This is a genomic window from Amycolatopsis sp. NPDC006125 (genome assembly GCF_040614195.1).
Taxonomy (GTDB): domain Bacteria; phylum Actinomycetota; class Actinomycetes; order Mycobacteriales; family Pseudonocardiaceae; genus Amycolatopsis_E; species Amycolatopsis_E tucumanensis.
In genome coordinates this window covers 15,775-35,822 of record NZ_JBEXTZ010000010.1, presented here as the reverse complement: position 1 = coordinate 35,822, position 20,048 = coordinate 15,775, and the positions used below count along the sequence as shown (strand labels likewise).

Genomic DNA, 20,048 nt, shown 5'->3' with positions numbered 1-20,048 from the left:
GTAGGTCGTGCCGCTGCGATTGGGCCGGTGGCGTGGCGGTGGGTGTGACTGGGCGGGCCCGCTGGCGTGGCTGGGCGGCTGGCGTGGCGTGGCGGCGGGTGAGGCTGGGCGGGCCCGCTGATGTGGCTGGGGTGGATCGGCTGGTGCGGCGTGGCTGGGCTGGTGGCGCGGCGACGGGTGAGGATGGGCGGGCCGGCTGACGTGGCTGGGCGGACCGGCTGGTGCAGCCTGCCTGGGTGGGTGGCACGGCGGCGCGGCGGAGCGTGCGACTGCGCGGGTCGTGTGGCGCTGGGCCGGTCGCGCGTCGGTTGAGTCAGTCGTGTGGCGCTGATGATTCCACCAATTGGCGCGGTGTCCTTCAAACGAACCGCCGCCGCGCCCGCCGTGCCCAGCGCACCCATCGCGCCCGCCGTGCCCAGCGCAGCCGTCGCCACCCCTCTCACCGTGGGATCGCCAGCTTCCGGTCCAGCACGCCGGCCCCCGTGGAGATCACCAGCGCCAGCACGGCGTAGCAAACCCCCGCGCCGATGTACAGCGGCAGCGGCTCCGCCAGCGCGAGGTTGACCCTGTTCGTCGCCTCCGTCAGTTCGACCACTCCGACCGCCGCGGCCAGGGCGGTGTTCATCAGCAGCTGGATGGTGACGTTCCCGAGCGGCTGGATGATCGTGCGCAGCGCCTGCGGCAGCACCACCGCCGACAGTGACTGTCCGAAGCCGAGCCCCAGTGCGCGCGCCGCCTCGGCTTGGCCTCGCTCCACCCCGTTCACGCCGGCCCGCAGTGTTTCCGCGTAATACGAAGCCATGTACAACGCGGTCGCGAGGATGGCCGTCGTGAACAGTTCGAACCGGATTCCCACCGTCGGCAGGCCGAATACGAACAGCACCAGCCACACCGCGAGCGGAATGTTCTGGAACAACTCGACGTAACCGGTGCCAAAAGCCCGCAGCGGGCGAACCGGGCAAATCCGGAATGCGGTGATGACCACCGCGAGCACCACGGCGCCAACAGCGCTGAACACGGTGAGCAGCACCGTGTTCAGCGCGCCCTCGGCGAATTCCCCGAGGTGATCGCCCCACCCGGTCACGAGCCCGGGACGGAACCCGTCTTGGGCGGAACAGGCGCGTCACCCGGGATGACCGACCCCAGCGTCTGCTTGTACGCCTCCTGCCACAGCCCCGCGGCCTGGATCTTCTCCAGCCACGTGTTGACGAACCGCTTGAACGTCTCGTCGCCGTGGTGGATGCCGATGCCGTACGGGTCCTGCCCGAAGGTCCCGCTGACGATCTGCACCTTGTCGTTCGTCTGCGCGTTCCCGGCCAGCTGCGTCAGGTCGTTCACGTACGCGTCGCCGCGCCCCTGCTCCAGTGCCGTCACGCACTCCGAGTTCGTGCTCAGCGTGATCACCTGCGCCGGCTCGAACTGCTGGACCATGGCCGAGCCGGTCGAGTTCGTCACCGCCAGCACCCGCTTGCCCTTCAGGTCCTGGGGCTTGGTGACGCTCGAATCGCCCTTGCGCGCCATGATCGCGGGCCCGGACACGAAATACGGACCGGCGAAGGACACCTTCTCCGCGCGTGCGGGGGTGATCGAATAGGTGTGCAGAACCACGTCGACGGTGTTGTTCTGCAGCAACGCCTCGCGGATCTGCGACGTGGAATTGACGATCTTGACGTTCGGCTGACCCAGGATGTACTTCGCCAGCAACCGGCCGAGGATCGCGTCGAACCCCTCGGTCTGGCCGGTCGTCGGGTTCTGCTGGGACAGCAGCGGCGTGTCCAGCTGGCTGCCGATGAGGATCTGCCCGCGCTGTTTGATCGCCTGCGCCGTCGGGCTGGTCGCGAGGTCCGCGTCGGACGCCACCGGCGCGCGATCGAGGAGGCTCTGCTCCTGGTCCGCGCTCCCGCCGCTGTCCGGTACCGCGCCCCCGCTCGAGGTGCAGGCGGTCACCGCGCCGAGCGCGACCGCCGTGAGCAGGACCGCGAGGCGCCGTCGCCGTGTCGAAGCCGTCATGGTGTGGCCGGATCCCTCCTGGAAGTGGAGCCTGTCGCCCCTATCTACTCTCGGTGACGCAAGGGGTACCCGAACGGGTGGCAGTAGATCACGAGGTAAGGCGCAGGATCGTGCAGTTCCAACGGCCGCGTCAAGCCCCTGTGAGGTTCCGGGGGTCACTGTGGGACGTTTCCGCGCAACGTGTCACAGGCCTGTCCCGCCTTCCGGATAGTGAGATAGGTAACACTGGACAAGGGCCCTGCGACTGCACGCAGCGTGACGTGCAGTCGCTCTGTTCCTGAGACAGTTGGTGAGAATTCGTCACCGGGGTGACCGCTAAAGTTCGTGGTGAGAGGCATCTGCCCGGCTTCCCTTTCATCCCGGCAGCCGATAGCCTCTACCCCCAATCGGGTGGCCCCGTGTTAACCATTCACGTCCTGGTTCTCATGGCGTGGAACCCGAGCGCGGAAACGCGGAAACTGGACAGCTCGAACCGGGAAGGAAGTCCTCGGTGCCCCAGCCCACGAGCGGGGAGCGCGGTCGCAAGGCAGTGTCCCCGGCGGAGTCGCCTGTCGCGCAGAGTAACGACGTCGGCGCGCAGGACAACGCGATCGGAGCATCGACCGGTGGTGACGGCGGCCGTCGGGTCCGCGGTCTCGCGAACTGGCGCGTCAACGCCAAGATCGCCGCGGTGGTCGCCGTGCCGACCGCCGCCGCGCTGTCCCTGGCCGGCCTGCGCGTGTACGACAGCTTCGACACGATGACCGTCTACCAGCACGCCGAACAACGCATCGAACTCAGCCAGAAGGTCGCCGCCGAGGTCGACGCGCTGCAGCGCGAGCGGGACGCGATGTCGGCCTGGATCGCCTCCGGCCGTCCGGCCGACCGGGCCGAGCTCGACGACGCCATCAGCACCGCGGAGAACGCGGCCGACACCGTGCGCGGCGCGGTCAGCGAGGTCGCCGCGATCAGCGACGACGCCACGTCCGCGCGCTACCAGCAGGGCCTCGCCCGGCTCGACGGGCTGAGCCAGCTGCGCTCCTCGGCGGGCGCCGCGGACTTCCCGAGCCTCGCCGCGCAGGCCGGCTACACCGGGGTCATCGACGCGCTGCAGCTGATCGCCGACGAGTTCGACGCCGACATCACCGACCAGGGCCTGCAGGACCGGCACGAGGCGCTCGGCTTCCTCGCCGACGCCAAGGAGTTCTCCGCGCAGCAGAACTCCTACCTGCGCAGCGCCGCGATCCGCGGCAGGTTCGACCCGGCCGAGCTGAAGAACCTCACCACGGCGCAGTCGAACCTGGTCGCCGCGATCGACCGGTTCAACGCCGTCGCCACCCCGCAGGCCCAGCTGGACTACTCGACCACCCTGTCCGGCCCGCAGGTCTCCCAGCGGTTCACCCTGCAGCAGCTGGCCTTGCTGCGCGCACAGGCGAACCCGCCGCTCGCGCTGGCGATCGACCCGGGCGCGGTCGCGCAGTCCTCGTCGCAGACGCTCGACCTGATCAGCCAGGTCCAGAACCGGCTGCTCGACGACGCCAGGACCTACACCGAAGGGCTGATCAGCGCGCAGCAGCAGAACCTGCTGATCACGGTCGCGATCATCCTCGCCGGGCTCCTGCTGGTGCTCACGCTGATGTACGTCGTGGCGCGTTCGCTGATCCGGCCGCTGCGGACACTGCGCTCGACCGCCCTGCAGGTCGCCGAGGTGCACCTGCCCGACGCGGTGGAGCGGATCATGCGCGAGGCCGACCCGGCCGCGGCCGCCGCCAAGGCGATCGAGCCGGTGCCGGTCCACACCACCGAGGAGATCGGGCAGGTCGCCAGGTCCTTCGACGTGGTGCACGGCCAGGCCGTCCGCCTCGCCGCCGAGCAGGCCCTGCTCCGCGACAACGTCAACGGCATCTTCGTCAACCTCTCCCGCCGGTCGCAGCGGCTGGTGGAGCGCCAGCTCGCGGTGATCGACCTGCTGGAGGCCGACGAGCAGGACCCCGACCACCTCGCGAGCCTGTTCGAGCTGGACCACCTGGCGACCCGGCTGCGCCGCAACGGCGAGAGCCTGCTGGTGCTCTCCGGCGCGGGCTTGAGCAAGTCGATGCCCAAGCCGGTCTCCGCCGCGGACGTGATCGGCGCCGCGGTGTCCGAGATCGAGCAGTACGCGCGGGTCGACGTCGGCGCGATCCCCGAGGTCGCGGTGCGCGGCCCGTCCGTGCACGACCTGGTGCACCTGCTCGCCGAGCTGCTGGACAACGCCACCTACTTCTCCGAGCCGGAGACGAAGGTCAGCGTGCGGGCAGTGGTCACGCGCAAGAAGGCGCTGGCCATCCAGATCACCGACCGCGGTGTCGGCATGTCGCCCGAGCAGATCGCCGAGGCCAACCGGCGCCTCGCCGACCCGCCGGACCTGGACGTGTCGGTGACCCGGCGGATGGGCCTGTACGTGGTCGCGCGACTGGCCCAGCGGCAGGGCATCGAGGTGCGCCTGCGGGAGAACGAGGACATCGACGGCGGCGTGATCGCCCGCATCGTCGTGCCGCCGGACCTGCTCGGCCCGGTCGCGCGGGAGCCGATGCCGCGACCCGCGGAGACTTCGTCGCCGAACCTGCCGCCGGTCCCGGCCCAGCGCACCCCGTCGAACCTGTCGCGCCGCGAGCCGGCCCAGGAGGCCGAGACCGGGGTGCTGCGGCCCCTCGACCAGCCGATCAGCCTCGACGACCTGGTCGCCGGCTCGACCGACGCGGCCTACCTGAGCCGGGGCAAGCCGCGTGCCGAGGAGCCGTCGCCGAACGGCCTCACCCCGCCGCAGCCGGAGGAGCAGCCGAACCACTTCGGATCGCTGGCGCTGCCCAAGCGCGAGCCGCAGTACGTGCCGGTCACCGAGCAGCCTGCGGAGGAGCCGCCGTCGAACGAGAGCATCTTCGACGACGACGTGCCGACCAAGCGGCTGCCGATCTACCAGTCGGTTGTGTCGAGGTGGTTCAGTGCGGAGGGGGAGGACCCCGCCTCGGTGAGCGGCGAACTCGAGGAGGAACCCCCCGCGGCGGCCGAGGAAGCCCCCGAGGCCGACGACAAAAGCGCCGATCTTTGGCACAGTGTGTCCGATGAGGGCTGGCGCGCGGCGCAATCCCTGCTCGAGTCGCGGGAGGAGGAGATCACTCCGGCCGGGCTGCCGAAGCGGGTGCCGAACGCGCACCTCGTCCCCGGTTCGATCCCGGTGGGCGAGACCGACGCCTTCACCGACACGACCGTCGGCAGGCCGGGGCAGGGCGCGCTCGCCCGCTCCGCCGAGGCGGCGCGGGAACGCATGGCGAGCTTCCAGCGCGGCTACGTGAGTGGCCGGCACGCGCTGCAGGAGAGCACGCCGGGCCCCTATGACCAGGGTGATCCGGTGAGTGGCGGGGGAACCACCCCGCCGGACGAGGCAGTGAGGAGTGAGGAGTGACACGGGCGGGATCGCTGCAGCCGGGAGGCTCCACGCCGCAGGCGCCGCGGAACGGCTTCGCGTGGCTGATCACGGACTTCGTGCACCGGGTGCCCGGTGCGGCGCACGCCGTCGTGGTGTCGGCGGACGGGCTGCTGCTCGCCGCGTCCCGGGGGCTGCCGAAGGACCGCGCGGACCAGCTGGCCGCGGTGGCGTCGGGGCTGACCAGCCTGGCACGGGGCGCGTCGAAGGTGTTCGAGGGCGGGCCCGTGGCTCAGACGGTGGTCGAGATGGCCAACGGCTTCCTGTTCCTCATGTCGGTGTCGGACGGGTCCTGCCTCGCGGTTCTGGGGTCCCCCGACAGCGACATCGGCCTCGTGGTGTACGAAATGACGCTTCTGGTGGATCGGGTCGGTCAGCAGATGACGCCCGAGATGCGGGCACAGCTCCAGGGAGCCGCGCGCGGTTGAGCGCGCCGGGCACGAGAGGGACTGCAGTGGACGGTGGGCAGCCGACGGGCGTGGGCTCGGGACGGCTGGACGACGACGCCGAAACCGCCTGGCCGGACGAGGCTCAGGCGGCGCGGACCGAGGACTGGAGCACGTTCCGGGCAAAGGTCGACCGCGCCTGGCGCCTGCGCCGGGCCGCCGCGGGCGAGAAGCGGTCCAGTACCCTGAGCGACCCGGAGCCACCGGGCTACGGGGCGACCGAATACCCGGAGTTCAGCGGCGACCGGTTGCTGTCCGGTCCGGCGGCGGACCTGTTCGGCGACTCGGGCGGGCCGCTGGCCCCGGCAGGCGAGCTGCGGCCCAACCCGGCCGCGGAGAGCCACCCGAGCTTCCCGCCGGTGCCCGCGCCGGTGGCGGCGGAGGAGACCTCCGGTCTGGTCCGGCCGTACTTCCGGACGCGCGGGCGGACACGTCCCAGCTACGATCTGGCGATCGAAGCACTCGTCTCGACCAGCGAGCGGGGACGGATGCTCGACCGGGTGCGGGTGCCCGAGCACCGGTCCATCTGCGGACTGTGCCTGGACACGCGCTCCGTGGCCGAGGTGGCGGCGTACCTGCGCATGCCGCTGGGGGTCGCGCGGGTGCTGATCGGCGACGCCGTCGATCTCGGCCTGGTCCTGGTCCATTCCACGACGTCGGTCGTCGGCGATCGTCCCAGTATCGAGTTCATGGAGAGGGTGCTCAGTGGGCTTCGGAGAATTTGACTCCGACGCGAACACGTCGGCCGCGACGGGACCGACGCAGTCGGCCAAGATCGTGGTCGCCGGCGGCTTCGGTGCGGGCAAGACGACCCTGGTCGGCGCGGTCTCGGAGATCGATCCGCTGACCACCGAGGCGGTGATGACCGAGGCCAGCGTGTCGGTGGACGACACGACCGCCACGCCCAACAAGGCGACGACGACGGTCGCGATGGACTTCGGCAGGCTCTCGCTCGGCGACGACCTCGTGCTGTACGTCTTCGGCACCCCGGGGCAGCACCGGTTCTGGTTCATGTGGGACGACCTCGCGGTCGGCGCGATCGGCGCGGTCGTGCTGGTCGACACCCGGCGGCTGGCGGACGCGTTCCCCTCGATCGACTTCTTCGAGAACCGGAAGCTGCCTTACATCGTGGCGATCAACTGCTTCGACCGGCTGCTGCACCACCAGATCGAGGACGTCCGCCACGCGCTGACGATCTCCGAGTCGGTGCCGATCATCGCCTGCGACGCGCGGGAGAAGGAGTCGGCCAAGCAGGTGCTGATCACGGTCGTGGAGCACGCGATCAACCGGGACCGCGCGTTACAACCGGGGTGATCGGGTAACCGTGCCGCCGGAAGGGTGAATCGATGTGAGATCACCCCGGGCGGCAGGTCGACAGGGCCGGGTTCGGCAATACCCTGGTCGGAATAATCGCAGAACAGGCTCGACCGGTGAGGAGGCACATGACGGCATCGGCACAGCAGTCGAGCGGCTTCGGCTTCGGCTGGCTGATCACCGACTTCGTGCGACGGGTCCCGGGCGCGGCGCACGCTGTGGTCGTCTCCGCCGACGGTCTGTTGCTGGCCGGGTCGCAGGGCCTGCCGAAGGACCGGGCGGACCAGCTGGCCGCGGTCGCGTCCGGGTTGGTGAGCCTGACCTCCGGTGCCGCGCGGTGCTTCGAAGCGGGCTTCGTGAACCAGACGGTGGTCGAGATGGAGCGCGGGTACCTGTTCCTGATGGGGATCAGCGACGGGTCGAGCCTGGCCGTGCTGGCCGCGCCCAATTCCGACATCGGGACGGTGGCGTACGAGATGACGCTGCTGGTCGACCGCGTCGGGATGCAGATGACGCCGGAGCTGCGCAACCAGCTCCAGGGTGGCGTGCGCTGATGCGGGGACTTTCGCGGGGGGCCGGGCGGCCCGCGGTGGATGCGTGGGACCGGCTGCACCAGGGCACCGACCGTGAGGGGATCGACTCACCGGCGCGGTTCGTGCTGACAAAGAAGCCGGTGGTGCTGCCGGTGCGCACGCCGGTGCGGCCGTCGCCCGGCGTTGGACGAGCCGCTTCCCGGACGACTGGCGGCTGGCCAACCGTGTCTGATGCGGATGCCGTGTCGCGGGCCGGTGCTGGCGGGCGGGCTGGAGGCGCTTCGCTGAGCGGCGCGGGTGCTGGGTCGCTTCGTGGGGCGGGTGCTGGATCGCTGAGTGGCGCGGGCGCTGGTCGGCACGCGGGCGTTGAGGCTGGTGGCCGGCACGCGGGTCGTGACGTGGGCGGCCGGCACGCAGGTTTTGAGGCTGGTGGCAGCCGGGACGCGGGTCTGGACGCCGGTGCAGGCTGGCAGGCCGGTCCCGACGCCGACTGGCCCTCCGGCGCCGATCTGGACGCTGCCGCCCGGACTGGTCTGGAGGCCGGCTGGCCGACGGCCGGTGCCGGTGCCGCGCTCGGCGTTCGGACTGCTGTCGACGCCCGCGGGGCTGGAGTGCCGCCCGCGCAGACGCGGGGCTCGGAACCGTCGGTACGGACGCGGATGATGATGCGCCCGTACGCCCGCACGGGAGGCCGTACCCGGCCGGACTACGAGCTGGCGCTGGAGGCGCTGGTCTCGACCACCGAGCGCGGGCGCGTGCCGCAGGCCGTGACGGGCGTGCAGCACCGGCGGATCTGCGCGCTGTGCTCGGAGGCCCGCTCGATCGCGGAGATCGCCGCCTACCTCGACCTGCCGCTCAACGTGGTGAAGGTGCTGGTCAGCGATTTGGATGCGGCCGGGATGGTGCTGATCCACCAGTCCGGACTGTCCTTCGGGGACCGCTCCTCGCGCGAGTTCATGGACCGAGTGCTCCAGGGCCTGCGACGCCTCTGAGCCGCAGACGCCCCAAAGAAGGCTCAGTCGTCCACCAGGGCGGCCGACGTGATGCGGTGCAGCGGATACCGCTCATCATCCCGGCCGATCAGGACTCCGCCGCCCACGTGGGTCGGCGTCACGATTCGCTGGCTGGCCGTTCCGTGGGCGTCCACGAAGCCGATCCAGACCTCCCGCTGCTCGCGGTGCGCCCGGGCCAGCAGGGCCATCGTCGCCGCCGTGTCGGACCCTCCGCCGCCGCCCGGGAGGCGCACCGCCGTGCCCTTGCGGCTCGCCGCGGCTCGGTCGCCTGCCCGGATGTGCGTGACCACCGACGCGGCCTGCTCGCCGGTCAACCCGGTCGGTTCGGGCACCACCCGCCGCGCCGTGCGGGGGCGCGCGGGGATCCTCCTGCCGGACGGGCGCAGATCCACCACCCGCCCGTCGGGGCCCTCGGCCGCCGGCGCGAAACCGGCCGTCCGCAGCCCGTCCAGCACCTCGGCCAGCGGGTACGGGCTGACCAGCACCGTCGGCGCGATCCGGCGCAGCTCGTAATCGCCCGACACGGAGTTGCCCATCACCTCCGCGAGCAGCACCTCGTCGTCGCACCGCAGGAACGACCCGGCCGCCCCGCCGCGCAGCCTGCCGTGCCGCCGCGCCACGTCGTCGATCAAGTACGTCAACGACTGCGGCACCTCGGTGGCCGACCGTTTCCGGAACAGCTCGTGCAGCTCGTCGGCGGTCCGGCCGGTGTCCAGCGCCCGCCGCACCGACGCCTCCGTGATCCGGTAGACCGTCGCGTGCCCGGCGGACTCGACGTCGGCCACCGCGGCGATCTCCGTCGCCAGGTCCATCTCCAGCGGCCCCGGCGCGACCACCGTCAGATCGGCCTGCACCAGCACGTACCCGATCGGCTTGGGCATCGCGTCGTACACCGCGTTCAGCGCGCCCGAGCGATCACCCGCGAGCAACGCCCCGCCCGCCGTCGTCAGCGCCCCGAGCGCGATCACGCCCAGCGCGGACGCCTCGGCGAACGTCCACCGCACCGCCTCGTCCCGCAACCGCCCGCCACGCCGCGGCGCCCGCCACGCGAGCAGCTCCACCAGGTCGTCCGCGCCCAGCACACCCGCGCCACGCGGCAGCTCGGCCAGCGTGCTCAGCACCCGCCGCCGCACCGACGGCGCCAGCGGCCGCCGCAGCTCGTCGGACAGCGGCACGATCGGCTTGTCCTTCACGTCGCGCTGACCGGCCAGCGCGGGCAGCCGCGGCAGGTCCAGCCACGCCTCGGCGAGGATGACCCACCGCTGCGCCGGCTCGGACGCCAGCCACGAGTCCGCCAGTGTCGTCGGCACCCACTCCGGGCTGGTGCTCTGGCTGTCCGCGACCAGCCCGGCCGCCGCCGCCAGCTCGGCCAGCAGAGTGGCGCGGGTGTCGTCGGTGTCCAGTTCGCGCGCCAGCTTCCGCAGCTCCCGCACCCCGAGACCACCGGACTTCAGCACCGGCGGCGGCTGCTCCGACCACTGCGTCAGCAGCGATTCGGTCTGCCGCAGGAACTCCATCGCCTCACCGGCGGCCGTCTCATCCACTGTGGACTGCTGGTGCGGGCGCGTCGGCAGCTCCGGCTCGCGCAGCGCCTTCGGCGAGCAGATCCGGCCGCCGCGCAGGGCGATCGCCACCTCGCGGGGCAGTTCGACCGTCTCGTCGTCGCGGCGCAGCAGCAGCCCGCGGGCGAGCAGCTTCTGCACCGGCTTCGCCCCCGCGTCCAGCGACGGTTCGGCCGCCGCGTCCCGGGTACGCCCGATGGGCGGGCCGGCGGCGAGGGCGCCGAGCAGGCCGCGTTCGTCGTCACCGACCTCGGCGAGCGCGGACTCGACGTCCAGCCCGGGTGCCGACGCGCCGAGCCCGGCCGGGAACGGCCCGGCCAGCTCGCGCGCCGCGGGGACGACGCGGACCGCGTCGTCGTCGCCCCAGGCCAGCACCCGCGACCGCAGCCGGTCCACGGCGGGCCGGACGTCCGCGCCGACCAGCTCGCTGATCGCGGCGAGCGGGACGGCTTCGGTGTCCGCGTCGGCGACCAGCAGCGCGTCGAGCACGGAAAGGGTGAAGGTGTCCAGGTCCTCCATCGCCCTGGCGACCGATCCGGCCGTGCCGGCGCGGGTGGCCAGCACTGTGCTGTCGGACGGTGGCGGGGTCGCCAGGTCGCGCCTGGCCTGCAGGAGCGCGCCCAGCTCGTCGTCGGACGCGGACCGCAGCCAGTCCGCAAGGGAGGTCGCGGGCATCACATCGAGGATACCCGCCCTGACCATCGGGTTCGGGCGGCTGTGAGGCAAACTGGGGACCGTAGGTGCCGAGCACTGGAGGATGAAGTGGCGAAGGGCGACAAGGACAAGAAGAGCGGTCGTATCGACCCCACCTGGCCGCATCTGCCGGACGGCGAGCACCCGGTCACCGAGCTCTCGGCGGACCGCCAGGGCGCGCTGTCGCCGTTCGGGAACGTGACGTTCCCCCTCGAGACCGTGCCGTACGTGCACCCCGAGACCGAGATCAACAAGTAGACAGCAGGGGGTTACTGCCGTGCCGGTTCCCGGCCCCGGGTATTCGATCACCGTTCGTGTCGAGGCGCCGCCGTCGGCGAGCGCCGCGGGCGACCTCACCTCGGCGGTGGGCCGGGTCGGCGGCGTGCTCACCGCGTTCGACGTCGTCGAGTCCCACTCCGACGCGATCGTCGTCGACATCACGGCGAACGTCTCCAACGCCGACCACGTCGAGGTCGTCACCGAGGCCCTCGACGCGCTGCCCGGCGTGCGGGTGCGCAAGGTCTCCGACCGCACCTTCCTCATGCACCTCGGCGGCAAGCTGTCGGTGTCGCCGAAGGTCCAGCTCCGCAACCGTGACGACCTCTCCCGCGCGTACACGCCGGGCGTGGCGCGGGTGTGCCAGGCGATCGCGGCCAACCCGGCCGACGCGCGGCGCCTGACGATCAAGCGCAACACGGTCGCGGTCGTCACCGACGGTTCGGCCGTCCTCGGCCTCGGCAACATCGGCCCGGCCGCGGCCCTGCCGGTGATGGAGGGCAAGGCGGCGCTGTTCAAGAAGTTCGCCGACGTCGATGCGTGGCCGGTGTGCCTGGACACCCAGGACACCGAGGAGATCATCAAGATCGTCAAGGCGCTCGCGCCGGTGTACGCGGGCATCAACCTCGAGGACATCGCCGCGCCGCGCTGCTTCGAGATCGAGAAGCGGCTGCGCGAGCAGCTCGACATCCCGGTGTTCCACGACGACCAGCACGGCACCGCCATCGTCGTCGTCGCCGCGCTGCGCAACGCGCTGCGCGTGGTCGGCAAGGAGATCGAGGACTGCAAGATCGTGGTGAGCGGCGCCGGCGCGGCGGGCTCGGCGATCATGCGGCTGCTCATGCACAAGAAGCCGGGCGACATCATCGCCGCCGACATCAACGGCATCGTCCACCTCGGCCGGTCCGATTTGGACGACAACCTGCGGTGGCTGGCCGAGAACACGAACAAGGACAACGTGTCCGGCACGCTGCACGACGCGCTCGTCGGCGCCGACGTGTTCATCGGCGTGTCCGCGCCGAACCTGTTCGGGGCCGAGCAGGTCGCGACGATGGCGCCGGACGCGGTGGTGTTCGCGCTGGCCAACCCGGACCCGGAGATCGACCCGCTCGAGGCGCAGAAGCACGCCGCGGTCGTGGCCACCGGGCGCAGCGACTACCCGAACCAGATCAACAACGTGCTCGCGTTCCCCGGCGTGTTCCGCGGTCTGCTGGACGCCCAGGCGCACGAGATCACCGACGAGATGCTGCTCGCCGCCGCGAACGCGATCGCCGACGTGGTCGACGACCGGCTCAACGCCTCCTACATCGTGCCGAGCGTGTTCGACTCGGCGGTGGCCCCGGCCGTCGCGGAGGCGGTCAAGGCGGCGGCGCGGAAGTCCGGCGCCACGAGCTGATGAGCCGCGCCGTCGAGGAGTCGAACCGGCGGATGCTGCGGGCCCGCGACGCGATGGACCGCGCTTACGCGCAGCCCCTCGACGTCGCGGCCCTGGCCCGGATGGTGCACGTCTCGGAGGCGCACTTCATCCGCACTTTCCGGGCCACCTTCGGGGAGACGCCGCACCGGTACCTGCAGCGGAGGCGGGTCGAGCGGTCGATGTTCATGCTGCGGGAGAGCGATCGCAGCATCACCGACATCTGCCTCGCCGTGGGGTTCACCAGCCTGGGCACGTTCAGCCGCACTTTCCGCGAGATCGTGGGGCAGTCGCCGTCGGAGTACCGGGCAGCAGGCGCCGGGACGGTGGCGGCGCCCACGTGCTTCGCGATGGCCTGGACGAGGCCGAGCAGTTTCGGAGAAGCCAGGGGCGGGGCCCGCTGATTAGCGTTGCGGACATGTTCAACGCGATCACTCTCTCCCAGATATTCGTGACCGACCAGGACGAGGCGCTCGACTTCTACGTGGGGAAGCTCGGGCTGGAGGTCAAGGTCGACCAGGACCTCGGCTTCATGCGGTGGCTGACGGTGTGCGTGCCCGGCGAGCCCGGCCGCGAGATCCTCCTGGAGAAGCCCGGCCCGCCCGCGATGGACGAGGCGACCGCCGAGCAGGTGCGCGAGCTGCTCGCGAAGGGCGCGACGGGCGGCTGGATCGGCCTGACGACGGACGACTGCCGCAAGACGTACGAGGAGCTGCTGGCGAAGGGCGTGGAGTTCACGCAGGAGCCGACGGAGCGCCCGTACGGCATCGACTGCGGCCTGCGGGACCCCTTCGGCAACGCGATCCGCATCAACCAGCCCACGCAGCCGGCCTGACGGCGGCGCAGGGGGCGGGCCGGGCGGCGGGATGGTCGCCCGGCCTGGCCGGGTGGGGGGTGTGGGGTGGCCGGTGGGCGGACGGCGGCCCGGCTTGGCCGGGTGAGGTGGTGTGGCGGGTCGGGCGGCGGGATGGTCGCCCGGCCTGGCCTGGTGAGGTTGTGTGGGGTGGCCGGTGGGTGGACGGCCGCCCCGCCTGGCCGGGTCAGGTGGTGTGGGGTGGCAGGGCGGCGGGATGGTCGCCCGGCTTGGCCGGGTGAGGTGGTGTGCGGTGGCCGGTGGGCGGACGGCCGTCCGGCCTGGTCGGGTGAGGTGGTGTGGGGTGGCGGGTGCGGGACGGCGCCCGGCCTGGTCGGGTGAGGTTGTGTGCGGTGGCGGGTGCGGGACGGTCGCCCGGCCTGGTCGGGTGAGGTTGTGTGGGGTGGCCGGTGGGGGACGGCGCCCGGCCTGGCCCGGTGAGGTGGTGTGCGGTGGCCGGTGGCGGTTGCCCGGTTTGGCCGGGTGGCGGTGGGTGGACCGGGGTGGTGCGGCGGGGCTGGTGGGACGCCCGCCATCGAAACAGACCGGACAGACGTGCCGCTGGCCATGCCCCCGCGGCGCCTGGCGCGGTGCCGCCGGCCCCCTGGGCTGCTCGGACCCCCGTCCGGGGGCGGTTCGCGGGGCCGTGCGGGTGGCGCACTGGGCCAGCGGGACGCCCGTCCGGTCCTGCCACGTGCGGGCCGGACGGTCGCGGCTCGGATGCCCCTTCACTCGGCAGGTGGGGCTCGGCGTTTAGCCTTGTCTCGTGAGTGAACTGAGCCACGTCGACGAGAAGGGCGCTGCCCGGATGGTCGACGTCTCCGGCAAGCAGGCCACCGCTCGGACGGCCGTCGCCACGGGGGTTGTGCACACCACCGCCGAGGTGATCGACCTGTTGTCGCGGGACGGGCTGCCCAAGGGCGACGCCCTCGCGACCGCGCGCATCGCCGGGATCATGGGCGCCAAGAAGGTGCCGGACCTGATCCCGCTCTGCCACCAGATCGCCCTGTCCGGCGTCAAGGTCGAGTTCGACCTCGGGCCCGCCGAAGTGCGCATCACGGCGACCGTCAAGACCACCGATCGCACCGGGGTCGAGATGGAGGCGCTCACCGCCGTCGCCGTGGCGGGGCTCACCGTGCACGACATGATCAAGGCCGTCGACCCCGCAGCCACCTTGGACGGGGTCCGTTTGGAGCGCAAGCTCGGCGGCAAGTCCGGCGTGTGGGAGCGGCCATGAGCAACGACAAGCGCACCGCGCGGGTGATCGTCGCGTCGAATCGGGCTTCGGCGGGGGTCTACGCCGACCACACGGGGCCGGTGATCGTCGCCTGGCTCGCTGAGCGCGGGTTCGACGTGCCGGAACCGCGGGTGGTGCCCGACGGCGACCCGGTCGCCCAGGCGCTGCGTGAGGCGCTCCACGACGACGTGCACGTGGTCATCACGACCGGCGGCACCGGGATCTCGCCCACCGACCGCACGCCGGACGTCACGGCGCCGCTGCTGGACCACCAGCTGCCGGGCCTCGCGGAGGCGATCCGGTCCGCCGGACTGCCCAAGGTGCCGACCGCGGTGCTGTCCCGCGGCGTGGCCGGTGTCGCCGGCCGGACCCTGGTCGTGAACCTGCCCGGTTCACGCGGCGGGGTGAAGGACGGGCTCGGCGTGCTCGACGGGGTGCTCACGCACGCCGTCGACCAGCTCGCGGGCGGCGACCACCCACGCCCGGCCGCCGAAACAGCCGAAACGCCCGCCGCGAAGACCCCGGAAACGCCGACGGTCACCCAGGCGACCGCGCACATCGCGCGGGCCGAGGTGACCGATCAGCCGTTGTCCGTCGAGGAGCACGCGGCCCTCGTGGACGACCAGTCCGCCGGAGCGGTGGTGACCTTCGGTGGCGTCGTCCGCGACCACGATGGCGGCAAGGGCGTGAAGTCCCTGTTCTACGAGGGACACCCGAGCGCGGGCGATGTGCTCGCCCGCGTGGTCGCTCAGGTCGCCGGCCGCCGCAGTGGAGTGCGGACGATCGCCGTCAGCCACCGGATCGGAGCCCTGGAGATCGGGGACGTGGCGCTCGCTTGCGCTGTGTCCGCCGACCACCGGGCCGAGGCCTTCGCCACCTGCGCCGAACTGGTCGACGAGGTGAAGGCCCAGTTGCCGGTGTGGAAGCACCAGCACTTCACCGATGGCACGGACGAGTGGGTCAACTCGCCCTGACGCCTGCGGCGCGGGTGGAACCCGAACCGCCAGGGTGCCGGCGCCCCACCACCCGGGGGATTGCGGTGGGGCTGCCGGACACCCCCAGCGTCACTTCGTGGCGATCTTCTGCCCGACCAGGATCAGGTTCGGGTTCGAGATGTACTGCGAGTTCAGCTCCTGAAGCTTCTGGTAGCCGCCCTCGACGTTGAACTTCTTGGCGATCCCGGACAGCGTGTCGCCGGCCACCACGGTGTAGTCACCGTTGGGGTTGGAGGTCGGAACGCTCACGGCCGGAGCCGGGGTGCTCTTCTTCGGCGTGCTCTTCGGAGCGGTGGACTTCTTCGGCGTGGTGGCCTTCTTCTGGGTCGAGCCCTGGGTGTTCTTGCCCTTGTAGCTCGCCGAAGAACCGGCCTTCTTGCCGCAGACCGGCCAGGCGCCGATGCCCTGGCCCTGCAGGACGCGCTCGGCGACGGCGATCTGCTCCTCGCGGGAAGCGTTCGCCGCGCTGCCGGTGCCGCCGTAGGCCTTCCAGGTGCTGGCGGAGAACTGCAGACCACCGTAGTAGCCGTTGCCGGTGTTGGTGCTCCAGTTGCCACCGCTCTCGCACTGCGCGATGGCGTCCCAGTTGACGCTGGCGGCCTGCGCGGGGGTCGCGGCGATCGCCAGCGGGGTGCCGACCGCGAGACCCGCGACAGCGACGCGGGCGATGTTGCGAGCGGCGGGGGACATCTTGCGGTGCTTGCCTCGGTAGGACATTCCATCAACTCGGCTTTCGCACCGACGGGCCGAAGCTGCGAGGCGAACCCTGACGGGTCCTGCTCCACCCGGCGGGGTCCGGGCGAGCCAATCGGGCCTTCGCGAAAAACGCTCGGGTCCGACCCTCTCCGTCCCTGTCCGGAAAACCTTCTTTCGCTCGGGGTTTGGTCCGGGATTCCGCCGGACAGGGTTTGGCGCTCGGAATCCCGGTGTTGCCTTGGCCGGTCGGGGCCAGCCGAAAAGCGACGGTACGTAACGGCGAGCGTGATCGGAAATTATTCGAGGTGTGTCCTACATCACAGTAACATCGCGCAACCTATGCCGATCTCGTCGTTTTTCCTGGTCAGCGCGCCGTTACCTGGCCGTTTCCAAGTCGAGATATTTCACCGATCGTGAGGTCTGGATCACGTCGTTCCGGCACGGTTGGACCAATCGTGAACCGCGTTCAACCGCCCGCGAAGGGCGGCAGGACGTCCAGTTCGGCCCCCTCCGGGAGGGGGCGCGAACGGTCGCGGACGGCCACCCCGTCGACGAGGAAGCTGGCCGCCTGGAGGATCCGCGGGAGGGTCTCCGGATGAAGATCACGGAGAGCGACGACGGCCTCGGCGACGGACGCGCCGGCGGGCAGTTGGAGTACCTCTTCTTCCACGCCCGCGGCCGCGCGCGCGGACGCGAAATACCGCACCCGGACGCTCATGGTCAAGATCTATCCCCCGATCGCGCTCATCGGCCGGATCGGCTGGGCGAAGCCGGCGTCGTTGATCTCGTGGCCGGCCAGCTTGCCCCACATCGTCGTGCGCCAGGCCTGGGCGATCGCCTCGTCGTCCGCCCCGCCGCGCAACAGCGCGCGCAGGTCCGTCTCGTCGTTGCTGAACAGGCACGACCGCACGGCCCCGTCGGCCGTCAGGCGCGTGCGCTCGCAGGCCGCGCAGAACGGGCGCGTGACCGACGCGATGATCCCGACGTCGCCCGGGCCGCCGTCGACGAGCCAGCGCTCGGCAGGCGCCCCGCCGCGCGCCTCCGGGCTCGGCGAGAGCGTGAACTCCTTGCTGAGCAAGGAAAAGATCTCCTCCGCCGTCACCATGTCCGCGCGGTTCCAGCCGTGCTGGGCATCCAGCGGCATCTGCTCGATGAACCGCAGGTGGTAGCCGTGGTCGAGGCAGAACCGCAGCAGCGGCGCGGCCTCGTGCTCGTTGATCCCGCGCAGCAGCACCGCGTTCACCTTGACCGGGTCCAGCCCCGCGTCCCGGGCGGCGGCGAGGCCGTCCAGCACGTGGCTGAGCCGGTCGCGCCGGGTGATCCGCACGAACGTCTCGGGATCGACGGTGTCGAGCGAGATGTTGATCCGGTCCAGGCCCGCTTCGGCGAACGCGCGGGCGCGCTTGGCGAGCCCGATCCCGTTGGTGGTCATGGAAAGCCGGGGCCGGGGGCGCAACGCCGTGATCTCCCCGACCAGGTGCTCGAGCCCGGGCCGCAACAGCGGTTCGCCGCCGGTGAGCCGGATGTCGGTGACGCCGAGGCGTTCGACCGCTATCCGCAGCAGCCGCAGGAGCTCGCTGTCGGTGAGCACCTCGTCACCGGGCAGCCACGGCAGGCCCTCGGCCGGCATGCAGTACGTGCAGCGGAGGTTGCAGCGGTCGGTCAGCGACACGCGCAAATCCGTCGCTACGCGGCCGAACGTGTCGACGAGGGCGGGGTTGTCAGGGCGGGGCTGCGTGGTTCCGCGTGTGCCCGGCACGCGGGGGAGCCCGAGATCTACCGCACTCATTGACACCAGCCTAACCCGCCGACCACACCGTGGATCCTCACTAGAATGTCTCAGTAGCAGAGTGTTTCAACTGCGAAGACCACTTGGGAAGGGACGCGCCGGATGCCGGAGGAAAAAAGGTACCCGGTGCCCGGCGACGTGCTCGCCCGCTTCGCCGAGATCGGCCGGGAATCGAGCACCCTCGCCGTCCTCCGGCACGCCCAGATCGCCGAGAAGCTGGGGCTGTCCGCCACCGACCACAAGGCCCTCGACCTGGCCGCCCGCGCGGAGGGTCCGCTGACCGCGGGGGAGATCGCCAAGCTCACCGGCCTGTCCACCGGCGCGGTGACCGGCGTGATCGACCGGTTGGAGCGCGCGGGTTTCGTGCGCCGCGTGCGGGACGTCCGGGACCGCCGCAAGGTCCTCGTCGAGGTCCTGCCGCTGGACGAGGAGAAGATCGCGCCGCTGTTCGAGTCGGCGCTCGTGATCACCGAGAAGGTGCTGGAGAAGTTCAGTCCGGCCGAACGCGACGCGATCGAGCGGTACCAGAACGAACTGCTCGACCTCTTGCGTGCGGACGTTCTCGGGCAAACCCCATAGCTTTTCCGCAATTGCGGAAGTAATCTCGCCTCCATGCCGCAATTCCGGTTGTCCGAAGCCGCCGAGCTGCTCGGCGTCAGCGACGACACCGTCCGGCGCTGGGTGCGGGGCGGGCAGCTTGCCGCCACCACCGACGGCGCCGGCCGCAAGGTCGTCGACGGCGCGGAGCTCGCCGCCTTCGCGCGTGAGCAGGCCGCCCGTCCCAACGACCCCTCCGGTGTCGGGCGCTCCGCCCGCAACCGGTTCGTCGGCCTGGTCACCGACGTGGTCGTGGACAAGGTGATGGCCCAGGTCGAGCTGCAGTGCGGGCCGTTCCGCGTGGTGTCGCTGATGAGCGCCGAGGCGGTGCGGGAGCTGGACCTGAAGCCCGGATCGCTGGCGGTCGCGGTGGTGAAGGCGACCACCGTGGTCGTCGAGACTCCGGGAGGACAGAGTTGAAGAAGCTGGGCGCCCTCGTGGCCGCGGCCGCGCTGATGATCACCGGGTGCGGGTCGTCGTCGGGCGGGAGCGAGAGCCAGACGCTGACGGTGTTCGCCGCGGCCTCGCTCACCGAGTCGTTCACCGGGTTGAAGACGGCGTTCGAGTCGGCGCACCCGGGCACCGAGGTCAAGTTCAACTTCGCCGGCTCGTCCGCGCTGGTGCAGCAGCTGTCGAACGGCGCGCGGGCCGACGTGTTCGCCTCGGCCGACCAGACCAACATGGACAAGGCCGTGCAGGCCGGGGTGGTCGACGGCGCGCCGTCGGTGTTCGCGACGAACCGGCTGACCATCGCCGTCGCGCCGGGCAATCCGAAGGGCATCACGGGATTCGCCGACCTCGCGCGGGGCGGGCTGACCGTCATCGTCTGCGCCCCGCAGGTGCCGTGCGGCTCCGCGGCGGAGAAGGTCGAGCGGAGCACCGGGGTGGCGCTGCGGCCCGCCAGCGAGGAGCAGGACGTCAAGCAGGTCTTGAACAAGGTGCAGACCGGGGACGCGGACGCCGGCCTGGTCTACGTGACTGACGCGGCGAGCGCCGCGGGCAAGGTCGGCCGGGTCGACTTCCCGGAGGCGGCGCAGGCGGTCAACTCCTACCCGATCGCCGTCGTCAAGGACGCCCCGCAGTCCGGACTCGCGAAGCAGTGGGTCGAGTTCGTGCTGGGCGAGCAGGGCCGGGCCGAGCTGCAGAAGGCCGGTTTTGGCGCTCCGTAGGACCCGGCG

21 protein-coding genes are annotated in these 20,048 nt (G+C 71.5%); 15 read left to right on the top strand and 6 right to left on the bottom strand.

Annotated elements, in window-relative coordinates:
• Positions 1-439: 439 nt before the first annotated feature.
• Together ABZ193_RS07735 and ABZ193_RS07730 are read right to left on the bottom strand one after the other, a co-directional pair.
• Positions 440-1,084: an amino acid ABC transporter permease gene (locus tag ABZ193_RS07735; RefSeq protein ID WP_027933812.1), complete on the bottom strand. Its 645-nt coding sequence runs from the start codon at positions 1,082-1,084 to the stop codon at positions 440-442.
• Positions 1,081-2,010 carry a glutamate ABC transporter substrate-binding protein gene (locus tag ABZ193_RS07730; RefSeq protein ID WP_237336489.1) on the bottom strand — a complete coding sequence of 310 codons (930 nt, stop codon included), beginning with the start codon at positions 2,008-2,010 and terminating at the stop codon, positions 1,081-1,083. The genes ABZ193_RS07735 and ABZ193_RS07730 overlap by 4 nt, the downstream gene beginning before the upstream one ends.
• A gap of 490 nt (positions 2,011-2,500) precedes the next feature.
• Here ABZ193_RS07730 and ABZ193_RS07725 point away from each other — a divergent pair, with 490 nt between their 5' ends.
• The 6 genes from ABZ193_RS07725 to ABZ193_RS07700 all read left to right on the top strand — a co-directional run bounded on the left by ABZ193_RS07725 (position 2,501) and on the right by ABZ193_RS07700 (position 8,737).
• Entirely contained in the window at positions 2,501-5,431 is a 2,931-nt protein-coding gene (locus ABZ193_RS07725) for a nitrate- and nitrite sensing domain-containing protein (RefSeq protein ID WP_235716073.1), read from the top strand.
• Entirely contained in the window at positions 5,428-5,880 is a 453-nt protein-coding gene (locus ABZ193_RS07720) for a roadblock/LC7 domain-containing protein (RefSeq protein ID WP_017985274.1), read from the top strand. The genes ABZ193_RS07725 and ABZ193_RS07720 overlap by 4 nt, the downstream gene beginning before the upstream one ends.
• A 26-nt stretch (positions 5,881-5,906) precedes the next feature.
• Positions 5,907-6,623, top strand: coding sequence for a DUF742 domain-containing protein (locus ABZ193_RS07715; RefSeq protein WP_027933815.1), 717 nt, complete (start codon positions 5,907-5,909; stop codon positions 6,621-6,623).
• The gene (locus tag ABZ193_RS07710) at positions 6,604-7,212 is read left to right on the top strand and encodes an ATP/GTP-binding protein (protein ID WP_017985272.1); all 609 of its coding nucleotides are present in this window, start codon (positions 6,604-6,606) and stop codon (positions 7,210-7,212) included. Before ABZ193_RS07715 ends, ABZ193_RS07710 begins: the two co-directional genes overlap by 20 nt.
• Positions 7,213-7,340: 128 nt before the next feature.
• The gene (locus tag ABZ193_RS07705; RefSeq protein ID WP_017985271.1) at positions 7,341-7,766 is read left to right on the top strand and encodes a roadblock/LC7 domain-containing protein; all 426 of its coding nucleotides are present in this window, start codon (positions 7,341-7,343) and stop codon (positions 7,764-7,766) included.
• Between the two features lie 638 nt (positions 7,767-8,404).
• Complete coding sequence (locus ABZ193_RS07700; RefSeq protein WP_020416938.1) at positions 8,405-8,737, top strand: DUF742 domain-containing protein; 333 nt, start codon at positions 8,405-8,407, stop codon at positions 8,735-8,737.
• Positions 8,738-8,760: 23 nt separating this feature from the next.
• Here the strand turns inward: ABZ193_RS07700 and ABZ193_RS07695 are convergent, their stop codons facing one another.
• Entirely contained in the window at positions 8,761-10,995 is a 2,235-nt protein-coding gene (locus tag ABZ193_RS07695) for a helicase-associated domain-containing protein (RefSeq protein ID WP_354709293.1), read from the bottom strand.
• An 87-nt stretch (positions 10,996-11,082) separates the two neighbouring features.
• On the opposite strand from ABZ193_RS07695, the gene ABZ193_RS07690 reads away from it, so the two are divergent.
• From ABZ193_RS07690 to ABZ193_RS07665, 6 genes are all read left to right on the top strand, one after another.
• Complete coding sequence (locus tag ABZ193_RS07690; protein ID WP_017985268.1) at positions 11,083-11,271, top strand: hypothetical protein; 189 nt, start codon at positions 11,083-11,085, stop codon at positions 11,269-11,271.
• 19 nt (positions 11,272-11,290) lie between these two features.
• Positions 11,291-12,685, top strand: coding sequence for an NAD-dependent malic enzyme (locus ABZ193_RS07685; protein ID WP_020416936.1), 1,395 nt, complete (start codon positions 11,291-11,293; stop codon positions 12,683-12,685).
• A complete protein-coding gene (locus tag ABZ193_RS07680; RefSeq protein ID WP_020416935.1) occupies positions 12,685-13,107 on the top strand; it encodes an AraC family transcriptional regulator in 423 nt (140 codons plus the stop codon). The genes ABZ193_RS07685 and ABZ193_RS07680 overlap by 1 nt, the downstream gene beginning before the upstream one ends.
• 14 nt (positions 13,108-13,121) lie before the next feature.
• Positions 13,122-13,538, top strand: coding sequence for a VOC family protein (locus ABZ193_RS07675; RefSeq protein ID WP_020416934.1), 417 nt, complete (start codon positions 13,122-13,124; stop codon positions 13,536-13,538).
• A 784-nt stretch (positions 13,539-14,322) separates the two neighbouring features.
• Complete coding sequence (gene moaC / locus ABZ193_RS07670; protein ID WP_020416933.1) at positions 14,323-14,793, top strand: cyclic pyranopterin monophosphate synthase MoaC; 471 nt, start codon at positions 14,323-14,325, stop codon at positions 14,791-14,793.
• Positions 14,790-15,767, top strand: coding sequence for a molybdenum cofactor biosynthesis protein MoaE (locus tag ABZ193_RS07665; RefSeq protein WP_020416932.1), 978 nt, complete (start codon positions 14,790-14,792; stop codon positions 15,765-15,767). Before moaC ends, ABZ193_RS07665 begins: the two co-directional genes overlap by 4 nt.
• Before the next feature lie 90 nt (positions 15,768-15,857).
• On the opposite strand, the gene ABZ193_RS07660 is transcribed toward ABZ193_RS07665, so the two are convergent.
• The 3 genes from ABZ193_RS07660 to moaA form a co-directional block, all read right to left on the bottom strand.
• Positions 15,858-16,505, bottom strand: coding sequence for a transglycosylase family protein (locus ABZ193_RS07660; protein ID WP_020416931.1), 648 nt, complete (start codon positions 16,503-16,505; stop codon positions 15,858-15,860).
• A 445-nt stretch (positions 16,506-16,950) separates the two neighbouring features.
• A complete protein-coding gene (locus ABZ193_RS07655; protein ID WP_020416930.1) occupies positions 16,951-17,202 on the bottom strand; it encodes a MoaD/ThiS family protein in 252 nt (83 codons plus the stop codon).
• Between the two features lie 9 nt (positions 17,203-17,211).
• Positions 17,212-18,273 (bottom strand): GTP 3',8-cyclase MoaA, encoded by a 1,062-nt coding sequence (moaA, locus tag ABZ193_RS07650; protein ID WP_039791269.1) that lies wholly within the window; start codon positions 18,271-18,273, stop codon positions 17,212-17,214.
• Positions 18,274-18,375: 102 nt separating this feature from the next.
• Between moaA and ABZ193_RS07645 the strand changes: the two genes are divergently transcribed.
• The 3 genes from ABZ193_RS07645 to modA are packed head-to-tail and all read left to right on the top strand — an operon-like array spanning position 18,376 to position 20,039.
• Positions 18,376-18,852: a MarR family transcriptional regulator gene (locus ABZ193_RS07645; protein ID WP_039791268.1), complete on the top strand. Its 477-nt coding sequence runs from the start codon at positions 18,376-18,378 to the stop codon at positions 18,850-18,852.
• A gap of 33 nt (positions 18,853-18,885) precedes the next feature.
• The gene (locus ABZ193_RS07640; RefSeq protein ID WP_020416927.1) at positions 18,886-19,290 is read left to right on the top strand and encodes a helix-turn-helix transcriptional regulator; all 405 of its coding nucleotides are present in this window, start codon (positions 18,886-18,888) and stop codon (positions 19,288-19,290) included.
• Positions 19,287-20,039, top strand: a complete 753-nt coding sequence (gene modA / locus ABZ193_RS07635) for a molybdate ABC transporter substrate-binding protein (RefSeq protein ID WP_020416926.1) — start codon at positions 19,287-19,289, stop codon at positions 20,037-20,039. The genes ABZ193_RS07640 and modA overlap by 4 nt, the downstream gene beginning before the upstream one ends.
• The last annotated feature ends 9 nt before the right edge of the window (positions 20,040-20,048 follow it).